Origin of the sequence: Priestia sp. YIM B13491, assembly GCF_042787605.1 — a bacterium.
Taxonomy (GTDB): domain Bacteria; phylum Bacillota; class Bacilli; order Bacillales; family Bacillaceae_H; genus Priestia; species Priestia megaterium_E.
Genome location: NZ_JBHZOR010000001.1, coordinates 612,369 through 633,354, shown reverse-complemented (window position 1 = coordinate 633,354; position 20,986 = coordinate 612,369). Strand labels below are relative to the sequence as shown.

Annotated in this window: 21 protein-coding genes and 1 other annotated feature; all 21 genes read right to left on the bottom strand. The window is 41.0% G+C overall.

Going from position 1 to position 20,986, the window contains the following annotated elements:
* Positions 1–18: 18 nt before the first annotated feature.
* The 21 genes from pyrE to ACFX4E_RS03165 all read right to left on the bottom strand — a co-directional run bounded on the left by pyrE (position 19) and on the right by ACFX4E_RS03165 (position 20,921).
* Positions 19–657, bottom strand: coding sequence for an orotate phosphoribosyltransferase (gene pyrE / locus ACFX4E_RS03265; RefSeq protein WP_028410779.1), 639 nt, complete (start codon positions 655–657; stop codon positions 19–21).
* Positions 654–1,376 (bottom strand): orotidine-5'-phosphate decarboxylase, encoded by a 723-nt coding sequence (gene pyrF, locus ACFX4E_RS03260; RefSeq protein ID WP_028410778.1) that lies wholly within the window; start codon positions 1,374–1,376, stop codon positions 654–656. Before pyrF ends, pyrE begins: the two co-directional genes overlap by 4 nt.
* A complete protein-coding gene (locus ACFX4E_RS03255; protein WP_016765435.1) occupies positions 1,348–2,289 on the bottom strand; it encodes a dihydroorotate dehydrogenase in 942 nt (313 codons plus the stop codon). Before ACFX4E_RS03255 ends, pyrF begins: the two co-directional genes overlap by 29 nt.
* Complete coding sequence (locus ACFX4E_RS03250) at positions 2,286–3,059, bottom strand: dihydroorotate dehydrogenase electron transfer subunit (RefSeq protein ID WP_013084838.1); 774 nt, start codon at positions 3,057–3,059, stop codon at positions 2,286–2,288. The genes ACFX4E_RS03255 and ACFX4E_RS03250 overlap by 4 nt, the downstream gene beginning before the upstream one ends.
* Positions 3,056–6,268, bottom strand: coding sequence for a carbamoyl-phosphate synthase large subunit (gene carB / locus ACFX4E_RS03245; protein WP_377237894.1), 3,213 nt, complete (start codon positions 6,266–6,268; stop codon positions 3,056–3,058). Before carB ends, ACFX4E_RS03250 begins: the two co-directional genes overlap by 4 nt.
* A complete protein-coding gene (locus tag ACFX4E_RS03240; RefSeq protein ID WP_028410775.1) occupies positions 6,268–7,353 on the bottom strand; it encodes a carbamoyl phosphate synthase small subunit in 1,086 nt (361 codons plus the stop codon). Before ACFX4E_RS03240 ends, carB begins: the two co-directional genes overlap by 1 nt.
* On the bottom strand, positions 7,338–8,627 hold the full coding sequence (locus tag ACFX4E_RS03235; protein WP_028410774.1) for a dihydroorotase: 1,290 nt from the start codon (positions 8,625–8,627) through the stop codon (positions 7,338–7,340). The genes ACFX4E_RS03240 and ACFX4E_RS03235 overlap by 16 nt, the downstream gene beginning before the upstream one ends.
* Complete coding sequence (locus tag ACFX4E_RS03230) at positions 8,590–9,528, bottom strand: aspartate carbamoyltransferase catalytic subunit (RefSeq protein ID WP_013058938.1); 939 nt, start codon at positions 9,526–9,528, stop codon at positions 8,590–8,592. The genes ACFX4E_RS03235 and ACFX4E_RS03230 overlap by 38 nt, the downstream gene beginning before the upstream one ends.
* Positions 9,529–9,676: 148 nt before the next feature.
* On the bottom strand, positions 9,677–10,984 hold the full coding sequence (locus tag ACFX4E_RS03225) for a uracil-xanthine permease family protein (protein ID WP_025750364.1): 1,308 nt from the start codon (positions 10,982–10,984) through the stop codon (positions 9,677–9,679).
* 156 nt (positions 10,985–11,140) lie between these two features.
* A complete protein-coding gene (gene pyrR / locus ACFX4E_RS03220; RefSeq protein WP_013058940.1) occupies positions 11,141–11,683 on the bottom strand; it encodes a bifunctional pyr operon transcriptional regulator/uracil phosphoribosyltransferase PyrR in 543 nt (180 codons plus the stop codon).
* Between the two features lie 191 nt (positions 11,684–11,874).
* Positions 11,875–12,789 carry an RluA family pseudouridine synthase gene (locus ACFX4E_RS03215; protein ID WP_028410773.1) on the bottom strand — a complete coding sequence of 305 codons (915 nt, stop codon included), beginning with the start codon at positions 12,787–12,789 and terminating at the stop codon, positions 11,875–11,877.
* Positions 12,786–13,253 carry a signal peptidase II gene (gene lspA, locus ACFX4E_RS03210; protein ID WP_013084844.1) on the bottom strand — a complete coding sequence of 156 codons (468 nt, stop codon included), beginning with the start codon at positions 13,251–13,253 and terminating at the stop codon, positions 12,786–12,788. The genes ACFX4E_RS03215 and lspA overlap by 4 nt, the downstream gene beginning before the upstream one ends.
* An 80-nt stretch (positions 13,254–13,333) precedes the next feature.
* On the bottom strand, positions 13,334–13,621 hold the full coding sequence (locus ACFX4E_RS03205) for a conjugal transfer protein TraR (protein ID WP_013084845.1): 288 nt from the start codon (positions 13,619–13,621) through the stop codon (positions 13,334–13,336).
* 170 nt (positions 13,622–13,791) lie between these two features.
* Positions 13,792–16,557 (bottom strand): isoleucine--tRNA ligase, encoded by a 2,766-nt coding sequence (ileS, locus tag ACFX4E_RS03200; protein ID WP_028410772.1) that lies wholly within the window; start codon positions 16,555–16,557, stop codon positions 13,792–13,794.
* Positions 16,558–16,628: 71 nt separating this feature from the next.
* Positions 16,629–16,849 (bottom strand) — a binding site (T-box leader).
* A 69-nt stretch (positions 16,850–16,918) separates the two neighbouring features.
* The gene (locus tag ACFX4E_RS03195; RefSeq protein ID WP_013058945.1) at positions 16,919–17,413 is read right to left on the bottom strand and encodes a DivIVA domain-containing protein; all 495 of its coding nucleotides are present in this window, start codon (positions 17,411–17,413) and stop codon (positions 16,919–16,921) included.
* Positions 17,414–17,497: 84 nt separating this feature from the next.
* Entirely contained in the window at positions 17,498–18,271 is a 774-nt protein-coding gene (locus ACFX4E_RS03190) for a YlmH family RNA-binding protein (RefSeq protein WP_377237895.1), read from the bottom strand.
* A 51-nt stretch (positions 18,272–18,322) separates the two neighbouring features.
* A complete protein-coding gene (locus ACFX4E_RS03185; RefSeq protein ID WP_013058947.1) occupies positions 18,323–18,592 on the bottom strand; it encodes a YggT family protein in 270 nt (89 codons plus the stop codon).
* A 3-nt stretch (positions 18,593–18,595) separates the two neighbouring features.
* Positions 18,596–19,063 (bottom strand): cell division protein SepF, encoded by a 468-nt coding sequence (locus ACFX4E_RS03180; RefSeq protein ID WP_028410770.1) that lies wholly within the window; start codon positions 19,061–19,063, stop codon positions 18,596–18,598.
* Between the two features lie 16 nt (positions 19,064–19,079).
* Positions 19,080–19,763, bottom strand: coding sequence for a YggS family pyridoxal phosphate-dependent enzyme (locus ACFX4E_RS03175; protein ID WP_060745955.1), 684 nt, complete (start codon positions 19,761–19,763; stop codon positions 19,080–19,082).
* Between the two features lie 7 nt (positions 19,764–19,770).
* The gene (gene pgeF / locus ACFX4E_RS03170) at positions 19,771–20,592 is read right to left on the bottom strand and encodes a peptidoglycan editing factor PgeF (protein ID WP_028410768.1); all 822 of its coding nucleotides are present in this window, start codon (positions 20,590–20,592) and stop codon (positions 19,771–19,773) included.
* A 74-nt stretch (positions 20,593–20,666) separates the two neighbouring features.
* The gene (locus tag ACFX4E_RS03165) at positions 20,667–20,921 is read right to left on the bottom strand and encodes a YlmC/YmxH family sporulation protein (RefSeq protein ID WP_013058951.1); all 255 of its coding nucleotides are present in this window, start codon (positions 20,919–20,921) and stop codon (positions 20,667–20,669) included.
* Positions 20,922–20,986 lie beyond the last annotated feature (65 nt).

Sequence of the window (20,986 nt, the reverse complement as noted above, 5' to 3'; positions counted from 1 at the left end):
AGGGGGTTTTTATTGAGTTTAGTTCATCCATGAAGGGTCTGAAGGGTTTTCACGCCATTTAAATAGCTTGTCCATCGCTTCTTCTTCAATGTATCCCGCTTCGTTTGCCGCTTCTACTAGCGTAGAGTAGTCTGTTAGCGAATAAACTTGAAGTTCTTTTTCTTTAAACAGCTGACGCGCTTTTTCCAGCTCATATGTAAAGATAGACACAACTCCCAGCACTTCACATCCCTGCGCTTTTAATGCATCCACTGCTGTAAACACACTTCCGCCAGTTGAAATCAAATCTTCAATCACAACTACTTTTTGACCTTTTGTTACTTTTCCTTCGATTTGATTTCCTTGGCCATGTTCTTTTGCTTTGCTTCGCACATAGCACATTGGAAGCTCTAGCGCTTCACTTACCCACGCTGCATGAGGGATACCAGCTGTAGCGGTACCAGCAATCACTTCTGCATTGGAAAAATACGTTTTAATTAAATGCTGCAGACCTTTTGCAATTTCTTTTCGCACTTTCGGGTAGCTAAGCGTTAGACGGTTGTCACAATAAATAGGTGACTTAATTCCAGAGGCCCATGTAAACGGCGCGTTTGGTTGAAGGCTTACTGCCTCAATATCAATTAATTGTTTTGCAATTTCTTTTCGTAGTTTTGTCATCGCGTAATACGCTCCCCTTTCCACTGCTGTAACATCTCATAATATGCTTTAAGCGGGTCTTTTGCTTTAGTAATAGAACGTCCAACGACAATGGCACTTGAGCCATATTCTCTCGCTAGCTGAGGTGTTGCCACACGGACTTGGTCATCTACTGAATCTGTGCCCATACGAATACCCGGCGTTACGGTCAAAAAGTCCTCTCCTGCTGCGTTTCGAATCGAAGGCACCTCATGAGTAGAACATACAACGCCGTCAAGTCCACTTTTTTTAGCAAGCGCTGCATAATGCGTAACCACTTCTTGCATCGAATGTGTAATGAGCTGCTGCTCTTTTAGCATTTCATCAGATGTACTCGTTAGCTGAGTAACCGCAATACAATCCGGGCGTTTTTTGCCCGCAGCGGTTCCTAAGTCAAGTCCTTCAACGGCTGCTTGCATCATGTTCATTCCGCCCGCTGCGTGAACGTTAACCAAATCCACTTCAAGAGAAGCTAAAGACTTCATCCCTTGCTTTACCGTATTGGGAATATCATGAAGCTTTAAGTCTAAAAAGATTTGGTGGTTTTGCTCTTTTAATGCAGAAATAATGGATAACCCTTCTTTATAAAACAGTTCCATGCCTACTTTCACAAACAATGACTCTTGTTGAAAAGGCATTAAAAACTGCTGTACATCGTTAATTGATGAAAAATCAAGAGCAATGATTAACGGTTGCTTCACGCTTTTTCCAGCTCCTTCCGATACATTCTGAAACATGCTCGTATCCTAATGATGTTAATAGCCTTGGCAGTTCGTCAATGATGGTTGGACATACATACGGGTCAACAAAGTTTGCTGTACCAACCGCCACTGCACTTGCACCTGCATATAGGAACTCGAGTGCATCTTCAGCAGTTGTCACTCCGCCCATACCGATAATTGGAATGTTCACTTTTTGACTCACTTCATATACCATTCGAATCGCTACAGGTTTAATGGATGGGCCTGACAGTCCGCCTGTGCCGTTCGCTAAAACCGGCTGAGCTGTTTTCAAATCCAGACGCATCCCGAGAAGCGTATTGATCATCGTTAAGCCATCCGCGCCGGCTTCTTCAACAGCCATCGCCATGTCTACAATATTGGATACGTTTGGTGATAGTTTAACATAAACTGGAACATTTGAAACATCTTTTACCGCTTTCGTTAAACGAGCAGCAATGACAGGATCTACGCCAAACGCAATTCCGCCTTCTTTTACGTTAGGACATGAAATATTCAATTCAAGTGCTTTTACATTTGATACCGTTGAAATTTCTTTTGCCACGTGCACATATTCTTCAATTGAAGCACCGGCTACGTTCGCGATAATCGGCACGTCATATTGCTGAAGCCAAACGAGCTCTTCGTTCATTACTTTTTCTAACCCAGGATTTTGTAATCCAATCGCATTTAACATTCCTGCAGATGTTTCCGCTACGCGAGGAGTTGGATTGCCAAAACGAGTGTCCGCAGTAGTCGCTTTAATCATAATGGCTCCAAGTGCATCAAGTGAATAAAATTGAGCATACTCACGCCCAAATCCAAAACAGCCGGATGCTGGCATAATTGGATTTTTCAAATCTAATCCTGGCAATGTCGTTTTTAGCATACTCATAGAAGCACCTCCCCTGCTTGAAAGACGGGACCGTCGCTGCAGATTTTTTTATACGCCGTAGAATCTTCACTTTCTCTGCATACACATGCAAAACAAGCGCCGATTCCACAACCCATTCTTTCTTCTAAAGAAATATAAAGCGGCTTGTTTGTATAATTATTTTCTAGTGCTTTTAACATCGGAGTTGGACCGCATGAAAACATAACGTCATATGAAAACTGCTGCTCGTCAATCACCGTTGTGACAAAACCTTTTGTTCCGTAAGAGCCGTCTACCGTTGCAATATATGTTTCTCCTAAAGCTAAAAACTCTCGCTCGTAAAATACGTCTGCCTTTGATTGAAAGCCTAAGACGTGAATAACCTGCACGCCTTTTTCACGAAGTCTTTTTGAAAGCTCATAGAGCGGAGGCACTCCAATGCCTCCCCCTACTAATAAAGCCGTTTGACCTGACTCTATCGCTTCCAATGGAAAACCGTGGCCAAGCGGACCTAACACGTCAATCGACTGTCCGGCTTGTTTTTCGGCAAGCAGCGATGTTCCCGCCCCTTCTGCACGGTAAATCATCGTAAACTGTTCGTGCGTTTGGTCAATTTCTGCAATACTGATTGGTCTGCGAAGCAGCGGCAAATAGTCGTTGTTAACGCGGATATGCACAAACTGCCCCGGCTCATTCATGAAACGAACAAGCTCGCCTTGAAGGGTTAATTCATATACATTGTGTGTTAACGGTCGCTGACTGACGACTTGCATCATTTCATGTTTGATCATACGGTTGTCACCTCTTTAGTTGGACGAACTTTTTTCATTGGTGTTGTATGGAAGCTGATCGTTTCAAGCACTCGTAAAATCGCTTCTGCTGTATCAAGTGATGTTAAGCAAGGTACACCATTTTCAACTGCTTCACGGCGAATTTTAAATCCGTCACGCGCAGGCTGTTTTCCTTTTGTTAGCGTGTTGATGACAAGCTGCGCTTCACCTTTTCGTATCACATCTAAAAGATTGTGATCTTCATGATGAATTTTATTTACTACTTTTACGCGAATGTCTTCTTTTGTAAACGTTGAAGCTGTTCCTTCCGTTGCAATCACCTGGTAGCCGATGTTAGCAAAACGCTTCGCCAGCGCTGTTGCCTCTTCTTTGTCTTTATCCGCTACTGTCATAAGTACTGAACCGTACGGCTTAATGGACATACCTGACGCAATTAGTCCTTTATATAATGCTTTTTCGTACGTTGAATCTTGCCCCATTACTTCTCCAGTAGATTTCATTTCAGGTCCAAGCGTAATATCTACGCGACGCAGCTTTGCAAATGAGAAGACCGGCACTTTTACGTAGACGCCTTCTTCTTCAGGGTGCATGCCTGATTCATAGCCAAGCTCTTGCAAACTTGTTCCTAAAATAACTTTTGTTGCGACATTCGCCATCGGAATACGCGTAATTTTACTTAAGAACGGCACCGTACGGCTTGAACGAGGATTTACTTCAAGAACAAACACTTCTCCTTTTGATAAGACGAACTGAATGTTGAGCAGTCCAATAATGTTTAAGCCTTTTGCAATACGTGTTGTGTAATCAATGATTGTATCTTTTACATCCTGTGACAGAGTTTGCGGTGGATATACAGCAATGGAGTCACCTGAGTGTACACCGGCGCGCTCTACATGTTCCATAATCCCTGGAATAACCACTGTTTCACCGTCTGAAATGGCATCGACTTCAATTTCTTTTCCAGTTAAGTAGCGGTCGATTAACACAGGGTGATCTGCGTGTACTTTTACCGCGTATTTCATATAGTGAAGCAGTTCTTCTTCTTTATACACAATTTCCATTGCGCGTCCGCCTAGTACATATGAAGGTCGTACAAGCACCGGATAACCAATTTCTTTTGCCACAACCACTGCTTCTTCTACGGATGTAACCGTCTTTCCAAGCGGCTGAGGTACTTCTAAACGCGCTAGCGTCGCTTCGAATTTTTTACGGTCTTCCGCTGCATCTAAGCTTTCAAGCGACGTTCCTAAAATCTTGACCCCTCTTGCTTCTAGCTCGTCTGCTAAGTTGATTGCTGTTTGACCACCGAACTGTACAACCACACCTTCTGGTTTTTCTAAATCGATGATATGCATCACATCTTCAATCGTCAGCGGCTCGAAGTATAATTTATCTGAAATACTGAAGTCAGTTGATACTGTTTCTGGATTGTTATTGACAATAATCGCCTCGTATCCAGCTTCTTTAATCGCCCACACGGAGTGAACTGTTGCATAGTCAAACTCAATTCCTTGCCCGATGCGGATTGGTCCTGACCCTAACACCACAACGCTTTTACGATCTGTAACAATCGATTCGTTTTCATCTTCAAACGTACCGTAAAAATATGGTGTTGTAGATTCAAATTCTGCTGCACATGTATCTACTGTTTTGTACACTGGCATCACGCCATTTTGTTTGCGGAAGTCATATACTTCACGCTCTGTTTGATTCCATAGCTTAGCAATCGTGCAGTCTGCAAATCCCATTTCTTTTGCTTCCTGTAAAACTTCTACGTTATGAATCTCTTCTTTTAACACATTTTCAAAAGCAATCACTTTTTCAAGTTTTACTAAGAAGAAGAGATCGATTTTGCTCCAGTCATGAATTTGTTGAATTGTTACGCCGCGGCGAATGGCTTCTGCGATGTAGAATAATCGCTCATCACCAGCTTTGCGAATACGTTTTTCAATAATGGCATCATCAAATTCATGCGCATCTTTCAGTTCTAAGTGATGAACGTTTGACTCAAGTGAGCGTACGGCTTTTAAAATTGACTCTTCGAACGTGCGGCCAATTGCCATTACTTCACCTGTTGCCTTCATCTGTGTACCTAGTTTACGATTAGCTGATTCAAATTTATCAAACGGCCAGCGTGGAATTTTAGATACGATGTAATCTAGTGCCGGTTCGAAACATGCGTATGTCTTCCCAGTTACCGGGTTCATCATTTCATCTAATGTTAAGCCTACCGCAATTTTTGCTGCTAATTTTGCAATTGGATACCCTGTTGCTTTTGATGCTAAAGCCGATGAGCGGCTTACGCGAGGGTTTACTTCAATTACGTAATACTGGAAGCTTTCTGGATCTAGTGCTAGCTGAACGTTACATCCGCCTTCGATTTTAAGCGCTCGGATAATTGTTAGTGACGCATTTCTAAGCAGCTGATACTCACGGTCGCTTAGCGTTTGGCTTGGTGCTACAACAATTGAATCTCCCGTATGAATACCGACCGGATCAAAGTTTTCCATATTACATACTACAATCGCATTATCGTTTGCATCGCGCATTACTTCATATTCAATTTCTTTAAAGCCTGCAATGCTTTTCTCAAGTAAGCACTGTGTTACAGGACTGTGTTTTAATCCACTTGTTACAATTTCAATCAACTCTTGCTCGTTGTTACAAATTCCGCCTCCCGTACCGCCAAGCGTATAAGCAGGACGCACGATTACGGGATAGTTTACTTGTTCAACAAACGCATACGCTTCGTCTAGCGAATGAATGATTTCACTTGCTGGGACAGGCTGATTTAGTTCATTCATTAGTGAACGGAACTGCTCACGGTCTTCAGCTTGTTCAATCGCCGATAATTTTGTCCCGAGAATTTCTACATTCAATTCTTCTAAAATACCCGTTTCGTGTAATTCTACCGCTAAGTTCAGTCCCGTTTGACCGCCAAGCGTTGGAAGCAGTGCATCCGGGCGTTCTTTACGAATAATTGAGCTTACAAATTCAACCGTTAGAGGTTCAATATATACTTTATCTGCCATTTCTGAGTCTGTCATGATTGTTGCAGGATTGGAGTTCACAAGAATAACTTTGTATCCTTCTTCTTTTAGCGCAATACACGCTTGCGCTCCTGCATAGTCAAACTCTGCCGCCTGTCCGATGACGATTGGTCCTGATCCGATTACGAGAATTGTGTTAATATCTTGACGTTTTGGCATTAGCAATTACCTACTTTCTGATTGTTTTTCATAAGATCCATAAATTCGTTGAACAATCCGTTTGCATCTTCAGGTCCCGGTGATGCTTCAGGGTGATATTGAACCGTAAATGCCGGATATTCTTTATGCTTTACTCCTTCAACTGTTCCATCGTTAAGCGCAACGTGCGTCACTTCTAATGGCGTGTTGACAAGAGATGGCTCACATACTGTATAGCCGTGGTTTTGAGATGTAAGAGCTACTTTATTGGTTTTTAGATCCTTTACAGGATGGTTGGATCCACGATGACCAAATTTCATTTTTTCTGTATCTGCTCCGCATGCTAGCGCAAACAGCTGATGTCCTAAACAAATTCCGAAAAGAGGAACCTTTCCTAAAACCCCTTGAATCATCTCGATTGCTTCAGGTACGTCTTTTGGGTCTCCAGGTCCGTTGCTCAACATGATACCATCTGGATTTAATTGAAGAATTTCTTGCGCAGTTACGTTATAAGGAACCACAATCACGTCGCATTGACGAGCTGTTAATTCGCGTAAAATTCCGTGTTTCATTCCAAAGTCAACGAGTACCACTTTTTTACCTCTGCCTGGGCTTGGGTAAGGCTTCACTGTTGATACTTTTTTAACTGAATCAGTCGGAAGTTCATGATTTTGAAGCTGTGCTACCACTTCTTCTACATTGACTTCCATGTTGCACACGCGTCCGCGAAGCGCACCGTGCTGACGAATTTTTCGCGTTAATTTCCTCGTGTCGATTCCAGCTAATCCTGGAATATCTTTTTGTTTTAAAAATTCATCTACTGATAGTTCGCTTCTGAAGTTTGAAGGAGCATCACAAACTTCTTTTACAATCAAACCGTGTACAGCTGGTTCAATCGACTCAAAGTCATCGCGGTTAATACCGTAGTTTCCGATTAAAGGATATGTTAATGTCACAATTTGTGCACAGTATGATGGATCAGATAGAATTTCTTGATATCCTGTCATTCCCGTGTTGAAAACAACTTCTCCTGTCATTTCTCTGTCGCTGCCGAATCCTTTTCCGATAAATACTGTTCCATCTTCTAAAATTAGTTGACGTTGCATGCTTTAACATCCTCCCATACTCGTTTACCTTCTACTAATGTCATTACCGGCCAACCTTTGCATACCCAGTTAGCAAACGGCGTATTTTTACCTTTTGATACAAATTCTTCTGGATTAATTGTTTTTTCTGTTTCAAGATCAATGATAGTTAAATCTGCTGGTTTCCCTACTTCGATGGTGCCATAAGGAAGGTTGAACGTGTCAGCAGGCTTGTTTGTTAAATATGATACTAGCTGCTCTAGCGTTATTACTTCTTTTAATACCAAGTTTGTATAAAGAAGCGGGAAAGCTGTTTCAAGTCCTACAATTCCAAACGGCGCAAGCTCCATGCCTTCTGCTTTTTCGTCCGCTGTATGCGGTGCATGATCAGTGGCGATAAAATCAAGCGTTCCGTCTAATAAAGCTTCAATTAATGCCTGTTGATCATCTTTTCCTCGAAGCGGCGGATTCATTTTAAAGTTTGAATCAAGCCCAGGGATGTCTTCCTCATTTAGCAGTAAATGATGAGGCGTTACTTCTGCGGTTACGCGAATGCCTGCTTTTTTCGCATCCCGAATGGCGCGAATGGATTCTTTTGTACTTACGTGACACACATGGTAGTGACAGTTTGCTGCTTCAGCAAGCAGGACATCTCGTGCAATTTGAACGGCTTCGCAGATAGAAGGAATACCGTTTAATCCATGTTCTTTTGCAAATTTTCCGTCGTGGACGCAGCCTTTGTTGATTAAATCATTATCTTCACAGTGTGCAACGATTGCTTTATTTAATGAAGCGGCTTTCTTCATCGCTTCCAGCATCATTCCTGTTGACTGAACGCCTACTCCATCATCTGTAAAAGCAAATGCGCCTGCTTCTTTTAAGCCTTCAAAGTCCGTTAGTTCTTTTCCTAATTGGCGAGTGGTAATCGATGCGTATGGCAATACGCGAACATGTGCTGTTTCTTCAATACGCTTGTTTACCCACTCCATTTGTTCAACCGTATCCGGAACTGGACGCGTGTTTGGCATTGCAGCAATTGCTGTAAAACCGCCCTTTGCCGCTGCTAAAGTACCCGTTTCAATCGTTTCTTTCTTTTCTCCCCCTGGCTCGCGCAAGTGAACGTGGACATCGATTAAACCCGGTGATAAGAAGTTCCCGCCTGCATCAATGACTTCTTCATTCTGTACGTCGATGTGTGAAGCTATTTCAGCAATTACACCATTTTCAATTTTCAGTTCGACTTTTTCAATTTTCCCTTTATTTAACCATGTAGCATTTTTGATAATTGTTGTCATTATTAAGTCCCCTTTCAATTGGTTGTAGCGCTCTTGCTAATACTGCCATGCGAATGTACACGCCATTTTGCATTTGTTTAAAAATTCTTGAGCGTTCACATTCAACGAGCTCATCTGCAATTTCGACTCCTCTGTTTACAGGAGCTGGATGAAGGATAATGCTATGTGATTTCATTTTCCGCTCTCGTTCAACGGTTAATCCGAAGCGGCTGTGGTAGTTCTGTGCAAGCTCTGAAGTGTTCTCTTCATGCCTTTCAAATTGAATACGCAGCAGCATCACAACATCGACCGTTTCGATTGCTTCATCGATATCAAGATATGTACCGTGTCTGTTCTCTTCATCTTTCCATTCTTCAGGTCCCGCAAAATATACGGTCGCCCCTAGTTTTGTCAGCATTTCAGCATTCGATCTCGCTACGCGGCTATGTCGCAAATCTCCGACTATTGCGACTTTTAATCCTTTAAACGAGCCGAACTCTTGGCGAATCGTCAGTAGATCAAGCAGACACTGAGTTGGATGCTGACCGCATCCGTCTCCTGCATTAATGATGGGAATCGATACTTTTTCCTGCAGTGCTTCATAATAACGATCTTGCGGGTGGCGAATAACAACTGACTGAACGCCGATTGAAGCTAATGTTTCAATCGTGTCATAAAGCGTTTCTCCTTTTTGGACGCTTGAAGTTGTTACTTCAAACGGAATTGTTGTTAATCCTAGCTGCTGTTCTGCCATTTCAAAGCTGCATCGAGTACGCGTGCTCGCTTCGAAAAATAAGTTGGCAACAAACATTTTCTCTTCCGGTTTCCATCCTTGTTTATTCGTTCGATAGTTTTCAGCGCTGTCTAAAATCTCTAGAATTTCATTTGTTTCTAGTGTTGAGACTGTCACTAAATGTTTCATATCGATTCCCTCCATTTTTGCTTTCCTCGCATTTCTTTATAAAAAACACCCTTTCTAACTTAGAAAGGGTGTAAGAAAACAAGCTTCGTCTATAACGCGCTTTTCACACACCCTTAGAAACCTCTCTGGATTTCAATTAAAAGGCGTTCTATGAAATTTTTCGTGCTGACGTTTGTTGAACATTTTCTGCTTCTTTTATCTTCTCTTTCGGCAGAACTAGATTCAGCAGAACTCCCATGATGGCAGACAATGCCATGCTATCAATCTTTACATGTTCTGAGATATCTAAGTGTGCTCCTCCGATTCCTAACACTAAGATAATCGAAGCAATCATTAAGTTTCGTTTTGATCCAAGGTCTACCTTTGCATCCACCATCATGCGCAAGCCTGATGAAGCAATGATTCCGAATAAGAGAATTGAAATCCCGCCCATGACCGGGGTTGGTATACTTGAAATAAGAGCGTTGATTTTTCCGACAAACCCGAACAAAATCGCGAAGACTGCTGCTCCTGCTATCACAAATACGCTAAGCACCTTTGTGATGGCTAACACTCCGATGTTCTCACCGTATGTTGTATTTGGCGGTCCGCCGATCAGTGCAGCAAGCATAGTTGCTACTCCGTCTCCTAAAATCGATCTGTGCAGCCCTGGCTTTTCAATATAGTTTCGATCCACAATCTTATTTAAGACGAGAATGTGTCCGATATGTTCTGAAAGTGTTACGACTGCTACAGGTACCATGATAAGCACAATCCCCAGTGAAATGGACGGCGTGTATGTGACGAACGGCACGTAGAAGTGAGGTACTTCAATCCACTCTGCTTTCACTACCTTTGAAAAGTCTACCAATCCTTGTGTATAAGCAAAGATGTATCCGCCGATAATTCCCATCAGTACCGGAATCAGGCTGATAATGTTTTTAAAGAAGATTGAGCAAGCAACTGTTATCGCTAGTGTCACAAGCGCAACCATCAGGTAAGTTAAGCTGTAATTTCCTTTTGCATCGTTCATAGCCATGCCTACTGCTGTATTAGCCAGTCCTAAGCCTATAACCATAATAACTGGCCCTACTACAACCGGAGGAAGCAGCTTCATAATCCAATTGATTCCTGTTCCTTTTATAATCAAAGCAACGATTCCATAAACAAGTCCAGCTAAGAAACAGCCAACCATCGTTTCTTCAGGTCCAAACGAAGCTTTTGCGAAAATGATTGGCGTGATGAACGCGAACGATGAACCAAGATAAGAAGGAATTTGACCTCTTGTAATGAGCAGGAAAGCAAGCGTTCCTACCCCGCTTGAAATCAAAGCAATTGCCGGGCTGAACCCGACTAGGAACGGCACTAACACCGTCGACCCAAACATTGCAAACAAATGCTGTAGACTCAATGTTAACCAATTTACTGCTTTTGGTTTATCATGTATATCAAGTACAAAATCTCGTTGTTGACTCATATGTTTTTCCTCCTATCACTATTAAAAAACCTCTTTACGCAGAGGCAAAGAGGTTTTCAGCATACAAGGAAGACGCTATACCCCAGTATAGTTTTCCTTGTATAGTGACCCCCCTTTTGCAGCCTCACGGGACTACCATTTAAAAGGGTATATAATTTATTTTTCGTAAATAGACACGTGGTCTTTTTCGTCTACTTCCATTAAATGCACCGCAATTTTTTCACTTTTAGCTGTCGGTACATTTTTGCCAACATAGTCTGCTCGAATCGGCAGCTCGCGGTGCCCTCTATCCACTAAAACAGCCAGCTGAATGAGTTCAGGTCGACCGATATCAATCAGTGCATCAAGTGCTGCTCGAACCGTACGGCCCGTATATAACACATCGTCTACTAAGATGACGTTCTTATTTGCAATATCTGTCGGAATATCTGATCCTTTTACGAGAGGCTCATCATTGCTTGTTACTTTCGATAAATCATCTCGGTAAAGCGTGATGTCTAGTTCTCCGACTGGCAATGTATTTCCTTCAATTTGTGCAATTCGTTCTGCTAAACGTTTTGCGATATAAATACCTCGCGTTTTAATCCCCACTAGCACACAATTTTCGATTCCTTTATTCTTTTCAATAATCTCATGTGCAATTCGAGTTAAAGCGCGGCGAATAGCCTGTTCGTCAAGTACGGTAGCTTTTACGTTCACTGTTTTTCACCTCAAGTTGTTGACATAAAAAAATCCTCTTGCCTTGAGGCAAGAGGATTTGGTTTTAGACATATTTCTTCAAAAAGGCTATAAGTATGCCTTTTCTGCACCGTTTCCTTCTCAGCCTCTCTGGACTGTTCTTAAAGGTTCTTATTAAGTTAATACAAGTATGCCATCACTTATGGCAGTTGTCAACTTCTTTTTTCAATAAGCTCTAGCATCTCATTAAACTCTTTTGGAGCCGGTGCTTCAAATTCCATATATTCATTTGTACGAGGGTGAATAAAGCCTAATACACCTGCATGAAGCGCTTGTCCGTCAATCGGAAGCGTTTTTTTCGGTCCGTACTTCGGATCCCCGGCAAGCGGAAAGCCAATATACTTCATATGAACGCGAATTTGGTGTGTTCGCCCTGTTTCTAGCTTACATTCGACTAGTGAAAAATCTTTAAAACGCTGCAATACAGTAAAGTGCGTCACTGCATCACGACTGTTTTCATCAGTCACCGTCATGCTTTGACGATCTTGCTTATCTCGGCCGATTGGCGCATCAATTGTACCGTGATCGTGCGCAATTACTCCGTGAACGATAGCTTTATAACGACGCGTCACTGTTTTAGCTACAAGCTGACTAACTAGTGATTCATGAGCTAAATCATTTTTTGCGATCATAAGTAAACCAGATGTATCTTTATCAATTCGATGAACGATACCAGGGCGCATAACGCCGTTAATACCGGATAAATCTTTACAGTGAGCCATTAGGCCATTTACAAGCGTACCGCTATGATGACCAGGAGCTGGATGTACAACCATACCGCGAGGTTTATTTACAACAAGCACATCTTGATCTTCATAATAAATATCTAAATTCATTTCTTCCGCTACCACATCAAGCTCTTCTAGTTCCGGCACTTCGATAATAATAGCGTCTCCTGTTTTACATTTATAGTTTCCTTTAACGGTTTTATCGTTCACTTTTGCGTGACCTTCTTTAATCCATTGCTGCACTTGTGAACGTGACCATTCTGCATTTACAGTCGAAAGTACTTTATCAATACGTTCTCCCGCTTGTTCTTCATTTATAACTGTTTCAATTACATTCATTCTTTGTGCTCCTTCTTCATTTTCCCTTCAAACAGCGTCATAATAAACATGATGATTACTCCGACGACAAGTGCCGAATCAGCTACGTTAAAAATCGGAAAATCATACGTAAAGATGTATGTATTTACGAAATCAACTACTTCTTTACGGACCACTCGATCAATAAAGTTTCCAATGGCGCCGCCTAACATTAATGCTAGCGCAATACCGAACCATTTATCTTGTTTTTTGAGCTTTTGAATATAAATTATTAAACCGACTACCACAACCACCGTAATGAGATAAAAGAACCACATCTGTCCTTGTAAAATCCCCCACGCGGCTCCTCTGTTACGATGAGAGGTAATGTAAAGAAAGTTTTCAATTACGGTGATGCTTTGTCCATAATACATTTCTTTTACAATCATCCATTTTGTTACCTGATCAATAAGTATAACAGCTAAAGCGATAAGATAATAAAACACAAACGTTTTCCTCCCGCAATAAAATCAAACGAATCCATACTAAAGCATTTTAGCACATAATTCATTTTTTTTCTCGCTTCTCACCATAAAACAAATAAATCTTCATTTGTGCGGGCCGTCGGCATTACTTTTAATTTATGAATAGACATCACTTCGCCAGTTAGTTCATCAATTCCAAACGCACCAACGTCAAGCTTTGCTAACGCGTGTTCTACATCTTTTAAATCGGCTTTAATCATTTCTATTACGTAACGTTCCTTTTCATCTATATAACCAGATTGTTCTGTAGCATATCTCAATAGGCGATCTTGTAATTCTTCTTTAATAAGAGCTAATTCCTGTCCAATGGAAAGATAATTTTCATACATGCAAACGCCTCCTGTGCTGATAAGATGAAGTATTAATGATGTTAGGTTTACCGAGTTTTCCATCGAATCTACAACACAAGTTTTTCCTAAGGCTTTAAATGCTTTATACCATTGTATTTGGGAATTTCGTACAGCAAAAAACACGCCCAAAAAGGACGTGTTTTTGTTAATTACTGCTGAACGTAGTGATTTTTTACAACATCCGCACAGCGTGTACATAAAGTCGGGTGATCTTGATCTTCGCCAACTGTTGGTGATACAACCCAGCAGCGCTCACACTTCTCACCTTCTGCTTTACTTACAACAATTGAAGCATAGCTGAATTTTTGTGCTTCAGCAGGTGCTTCACCTTCTGCTACCTCAAGATCTGAAACGATGAAGAGTTGACCTACATTTTCAGAAATAGATGCTAACAGTTCTTTCGTATCTGCTGTTGGATACAGCGTTAATTTTGCTTCTAAAGACTTACCGATTACTTTTTCATTACGAGCCTGTTCTAGCGCTTTTAATACTTCATCACGAAGCTCCATAAATGCATCCCATTTCTCTACTAATTGATCTGCTCCCTCGATTTCTTGAACCTCTGGCATATCAACTAGCTGCACGCTTTCTTCCGTTACATTTGGAATGTGAACCCATACTTCGTCTGCTGTATGAGAAAGAATTGGCGACACTAATTTCGTTAACGATAATAACGTTTCATAAAGGACCGTTTGAATGCTGCGACGCTCTACATTATTTTCTGCTTCGATGTACAATACATCTTTTGCAAAGTCTAAGTAGAATGAACTCATATCAATTGTACAGAAATTATGCACTGCGTGATAAATGCTTGAGAATTCATATGAATCATAAGATTTTTTCACTTTATCAATTAATTTGTTCAGCTTCACAAGCATGTAGCGGTCTACTTCACGAAGGTCTTCAACAGCTACAGCATCAGTTGTTGGATTAAAGTCCGCTAAGTTTCCTAGTAAGAAACGGAACGTGTTGCGGATTTTACGATATACTTCTGCTACTTGTTTTAAAATGTTATCAGATACACGAACATCAGCTTGGTAATCTACAGAAGCTACCCATAAACGTAAAATATCTGCACCTAGTTGTTTCATTACTTTTTCTGGTATTACAACGTTTCCTAATGACTTACTCATTTTGCGACCTTCACCGTCTAAAGCAAATCCGTGGCTAAGTACCCCTTTATAAGGTGCTTCACCCGTTACAGCTACGCTTGTAGAAAGACTTGAATTAAACCAGCCGCGGTATTGGTCAGAACCTTCTAAATACAAATCAGCCGGACGCTGTAAGTCTTCACGTTCTTCCAGAACAGCTTGATGTGAAGAACCAGAGTCAAACCATACGTCCATGATGTCTGTTTCTTTTGTGAAGCGGCCATTTGGGCTTCCTTCATGAGTAAAGCCTTCCGGAAGCAAGTCTTTTGCTTCACGCTCAAACCATACGTTTGATCCATGTTCTCTAAATAGATTTGATACGTGTTCGATTGTTTCGTCCGTAATGATTGGCTCATCATTTTCAGCATAAAATACCGGAATCGGAACGCCCCATGCACGTTGGCGAGAAATACACCAGTCGCCGCGGTCACGCACCATGTTATAAAGTCGCGTTTCACCCCAAGTAGGCACCCATTTTGTTTTTTCTACTGCTTTTAATAAATCTTCACGGAAATCTTTAATAGACGCAAACCACTGTGCCGTTGCACGGAAAATTGTTGGTTTCTTTGTACGCCAGTCATGTGGGTATGAGTGGGTAATGAAACTTAATTTTAACAGCGCGCCTTCTTCTTCTAATTTGTCTGTAATTGGCTTATTCGCTTTATCATAGAATAATCCTTCAAATCCTGGTGCTTCATTCGTCATATGACCCTTACTGTCGACTGGACAAAGAACTTCCAAACCGTATTTTTGACCAACGATAAAGTCGTCTTCCCCGTGTCCCGGTGCTGTATGAACACACCCAGTACCAGCATCCGTTGTTACATGATCGCCAAGAACAACTAATGAATCACGCTTGTAGATTGGATGCTCAGCTACTACACGCTCAAGTTCTGAACCTTTTACCGTACGAACCGTCTTATAGTCAGCCCATTCAATTTCTTTAGCAACTGTTTCAATCAGTTCAGTTGCCACTACATATTTTGCTCCATCTGCTTCAACTACGCTGTACTGAAGCTCAGGATTGACAGCAATCCCTTGGTTAGCTGGCATTGTCCATGGTGTTGTCGTCCAAATGATGAATTTTTCATCTTGTTCAAGCACACCTTTACCATCTTTTACGTTAAACGCTACGTAAATAGAAGCTGAACGTTTGTCATAGTACTCAATCTCCGCTTCTGCTAAAGCAGATTCACTTGAAGGGGACCAGTACACAGGTTTTAACCCTTTGTAGATGTAGCCTTTTTTCGCCATGTCACCAAACACTTTGATTTGCTGCGCTTCGTACTGCGGCTGAAGCGTTACATATGGATTATCCCAATCTCCGCGTACGCCTAAACGCTTGAACTGCTCACGCTGGCCGTTTACTTGTTCCCAAGCATACTGTTCGCAAAGCTTACGGAACTCAGCTACCGTCATTTCTTTGCGGTTTACTTTTTTATTTTTTGTTAAAGCTGTTTCAATTGGCAAACCGTGTGTATCCCAGCCTGGTACATAAGGTGCGCAGAAGCCTGACATCGACTTATAGCGAACGATAAAATCTTTTAAAATTTTATTTAGTGCATGTCCCATGTGAATATCGCCATTCGCATATGGAGGTCCGTCATGCAGGACAAATAGCGGACGGCCTTCCGTACGTTTTTGTACTTTTTCATAAATATTCATTTCAGCCCACTGTTCTTGCATTTTAGGCTCGCGGTTCGGTAAATTTCCACGCATCGGAAATTCAGTTTTTGGCATCAATAATGTATCTTTATATTCCATGTTTTACCCTCCAAAAAAAAACGTAAATTTCATATCTTTTTGTACCATAACAAAAAGACCTCCTCATCCCAAAAAGGGACGAGAAGGCCTCCCGCGGTACCACCCTAGTAGATTTGCTGCACGCAAATCCTCTTTGCATTCGTAACGTGAATAAACCGCCACTGCTTACTATCATCGGTTCAGCAATGGTACTCTAGGGTGATTTTCACTTTTTTGCTTGTTATCGAGCTCGCACCATCCTCGATTCGCTTTGACAAACTAAAAAAGCTACTGTCCCTGTCTCCGTACTGTTTGATATGAAATTTCATCTGTTACCAAATTATATGACAACAAAACGTGAGAAGTCAAGATGATGTCTTGACTAGTCAATTTTTTCTTCTAGCGCTGGCATCTCATAATCCATCAGCTGATCCCAGTCGTCGCTGTTTAACATTTCAAGCTGTGCTTCGATTAACATTTTGAAACGAGTTCTAAATACTTTAGACTGCTTTTTCGTCTCCTCAATGTCCATCGCAATTTTACGAGACTTAGACAGTGCTTCGTTAATAATACGGTCCGCATTTTTTTCTGCTTCTTTTATAATGAGCTTCGCTTCTTTTTCAGCGTTTCGCTTCACATCTTCCGCTGCTTCTTGAGCAATTAAAATTGATTTATTTAACGTTTCTTCAATGTTAGTAAAATGTCCAAGACGATCTGTTAATTCAGATACTCTTCCTTCTAACTCCTTTTTATCACGCATGACCAGCTCATAGTCTTTAATTACTTGGTCAAGAAACTCATTTACTTCATCTTCATCATATCCGCGAAACCCGCGATTAAACTCTTTGTTATGAATATCCAAAGGGGTTAAAGGCATCTAGGCCACCTCCGTGTTGTCTCATTACGTCATTAGTAATGGTTTATTCGACATATTTTTAAAATTTCCTGCTAGTAGATTTCTTTATTTCTGCTTTCCTACAACAATCCGCCATTTTTCTTTTTTAGTTTTGCCTTCAAGTGAAACAATACGACTTCTGCCGTGACCACGAAGCGACAAAATATCACCTTCATGACATTCAAAAGAAGGCTGTTCAATGACTTTAAAATTTACTTTTACCGCTCCATTTGTAATAAACGGCTGGACTTTTTGTCTTGATAAATTGTGAATAGTCGACAGCAAAACATCAAGCCTCATTGAAGAAACTGTATAAACGTGTTCAATCAGCTCTTCTTTTACGACATGCAGCTGCTCTCTTTGAATAGAAGAAAGTGAAACTTTGGCTTTTCCAATTGATGTTAAATTCATCTCAATATAAGAAGAAATTTCCTCTGCAGCTACAACCTGAATATCGTCTCCCGCGACCAAAATATCGCCAAATTTTGAACGGCGCAGTCCTAAGGACATCGCCGAACCAAGAACTTGAGGATGTTCAATCGTCACAAACTTTTTAGGATAATTGAGCTCATACATATGCAACTGAAAATCTTCGCTTTGAGGTACATAGTAATCCGGATATAGCAGCGCACGCTTGCGTTCAGCAAACGGTTGTCCACCATCAAATGAAACTTGAACCTCTCCTTCAGTCCCGACAATAGCCGTCACAATCTGCTGCTCTCTTGGATCTAAAAAGTCCGTTAATTTTGGGCTGTATTGATGTAGGACATCTTCTTTCCACTGAAGAACCTGATCAATAAATCCATGTTCTTCTTGCCTAAAATGTTCATAAATAGACATATTATTACTCCTACTATTGGTATGTAAAAAAGGAATCCAGCGATTCCTTTTTTAAATAAATCCCACCACATTATTAAGTGAATACACGCCTCTTTCCGCAAATCGCAATAAAAAGATTGCGACAAGAGGTGAAATATCAATCATGCCAATAGGCGGAATGATTTTACGAAAAGGCTCTAAGTAAGGCTCACAAATACTGCCCAGCAGCTGACCAAACTTAGACGCCCTTACATCGGGTACCCAAGACATCAAAATGTAAATAATCAGTGCCCATGAGTAAAGCCCAATTAATTTTCCAAGAATCCCAAAAACGATGTCCAAAAACTACCACCTCTTTACGTTTGTTGTATCATGTTCTCCCATCATATCTGAAATGCTTCCGCTTACGTCTACATTATCAGGTGTACATAAAAAGATGTCGGTTCCAATTTTTTGAATGTCCCCGCCTAAAGCATAAACTGTACCACTTAAAAAGTCGACAATTCTCACTGCTTGATCTCGTTGAATGCGCTGTAAATTAACAACTACGACTTTACGATTTTTTAAATGGTCCGTAATTTCTTGCGCTTCGGCATAGACGCGCGGTTCGCAAAGCATCATTTTTGATGATTTTTGAACGCTTTGCAAGCTAATCACGTTTTGCTGCTGATTCGGCTGCTGACTAGCTTTCGCTGCTGGTCTCGACTGCTGTACAGGCTCTTCTACCGACTCTTCTTGTTCGTAATGTTCTTCTACATATTCAGTATCGTCATCAAGAGCAAAAAAACTTCTAAAGCGATTTTTCATACTCATCTTGAATTACACCTCCTTAACGTTCATTCCCAACTAACGTGGTTCCTAGTCGAATGAATGTTGCTCCTTCTTCAATTGCAATTGCATAATCGTTTGACATTCCCATTGATAGCTCTGTACACGGTGCATATGGCAAGTTTAGTTCTTGTATACGACTCTGCAATTTTTTTAGACCTTGAAAACAGCTGCGAAGCGTAGACTCGTCATCTGTGTGAGGAGCCATTGTCATCAATCCGACCACTTGGATATTTGCAAATTCTTCAAGAGATTGAATAAATGGAATTACGTCTTCTACAGCAAGGCCATGCTTGGATTGTTCTTCGGCAATATTAACTTGTACAAAACATTTTATACGATGGCCTGCGCGTTTATCAATTTCTTTTGCTAAAGATAATCGGTCTAGTGAATGAATATAGTCAACTTTATCAATCACATTTTTTACTTTTCTTGTTTGTAAGCTTCCGATAAAATGCCAGGTCGCTTTCTCACCGATTGATTCATACTTTTCTAGAAGACCTTCATCCCTGTTTTCTCCGAGATGTAAAATGCCTGCATCCACTGCTTCTGCTGCTCGTTTTGTGGAAACGTATTTTGTTACAGCAATCAGCTCTACATCTTTTTGATTTCGATTAACTTTTTTACACGCTTCAGCAATTGTTTGTTGAACTGCTTCTAGATTTTCACTTACGCTAGCTGTCACTATGTAATTACTCCTCCTTAAAGCCTATGAAGTTAAACATGCGTCCTGTTTTCCCTTGGTCGCGGCGATGTGAAAAGAACAGGTCATCTTCACAGCTTGTACAATACGACGATGTTAAAATTCGTTCCGGCAATACGCCTGCGTTTTGAATCAGCAGCTTATTGACTTTTTTTAAATTAAGCGCGTATTGTCCAGGGCTTACTTCTTGATATCCATTTTGGCCAACTGCTTCGTTTACTTGTGTAATGACGCGGTTATCGACAACATAACAGCAATCTTCAATCGAAGGGCCAATCGCCACGTAAATATCTTCAATCGGGACATTTTCTTGCTCTACCCAACGTCGAATCATATTTCCTGCAATATCTTTCACTGTTCCCTTCCAACCGGCATGAGCTAGACCAACTAAATGGTGATCAGGCGCATAGAAGTACAGGGGAACACAATCTGCATAACATAAAGCTAACAAAATATCAGATTCATTTGTATAAATGCCATCCGTTGCTTTTATGCCCTCTTCGTACTTGTAGATTCCTTTTGTACAGTCGGCTTTTGTTACTTTTTGAACAGTTGCTTCATGTACTTGTTCAGCACATACAAAGCTTTCAAAAGACATGTCTAGTTCGGCTGCTAAAATTTTTCTATTTGTAATAACATCTTCTACGTTATCGTTTACGTGAAGCCCTAGGTTAAAAGAAGCAAATGGAGGTTTACTCACACCACCATTTTTTGTGGTGAAACCAGCAACAAGCATATCATTCTTTTCTACCCAAGGGCTCAGCCACATAAACGAGTCGTGATGACTTTTTTTTAATGGCTCAGGATTCATGTATGTGACACATCCCTTGTTTCATTTGTTCTCACATATTGTACCACAGATTGCTAGGTGCTGTTGACAAAAAACTAATTCTCTTCAGGCTGAAATGCGTCTTTATAACGTACTAAAATGACATCAGAACCAATTTTCACAATATTTTTCCACGGAATCACAATTTCATCATCTTTTCCAAAGAAGCCTAATACACGAGAGCCTCCGATAATGACGGCCTGTATTTTTCCCGTTGTTAAGTCAATATCAATATCCCCTACATTTCCAAGTTTTTTGCCATCAGCTACATTCACTACATCTTTCAGCTGAAATTCTGAAATCTTTAACATGCTCTCTCTCCTCCTATAGCCAACTTTATTCCTTAGCCTATATATATTTTCAAATTTTCATTTCA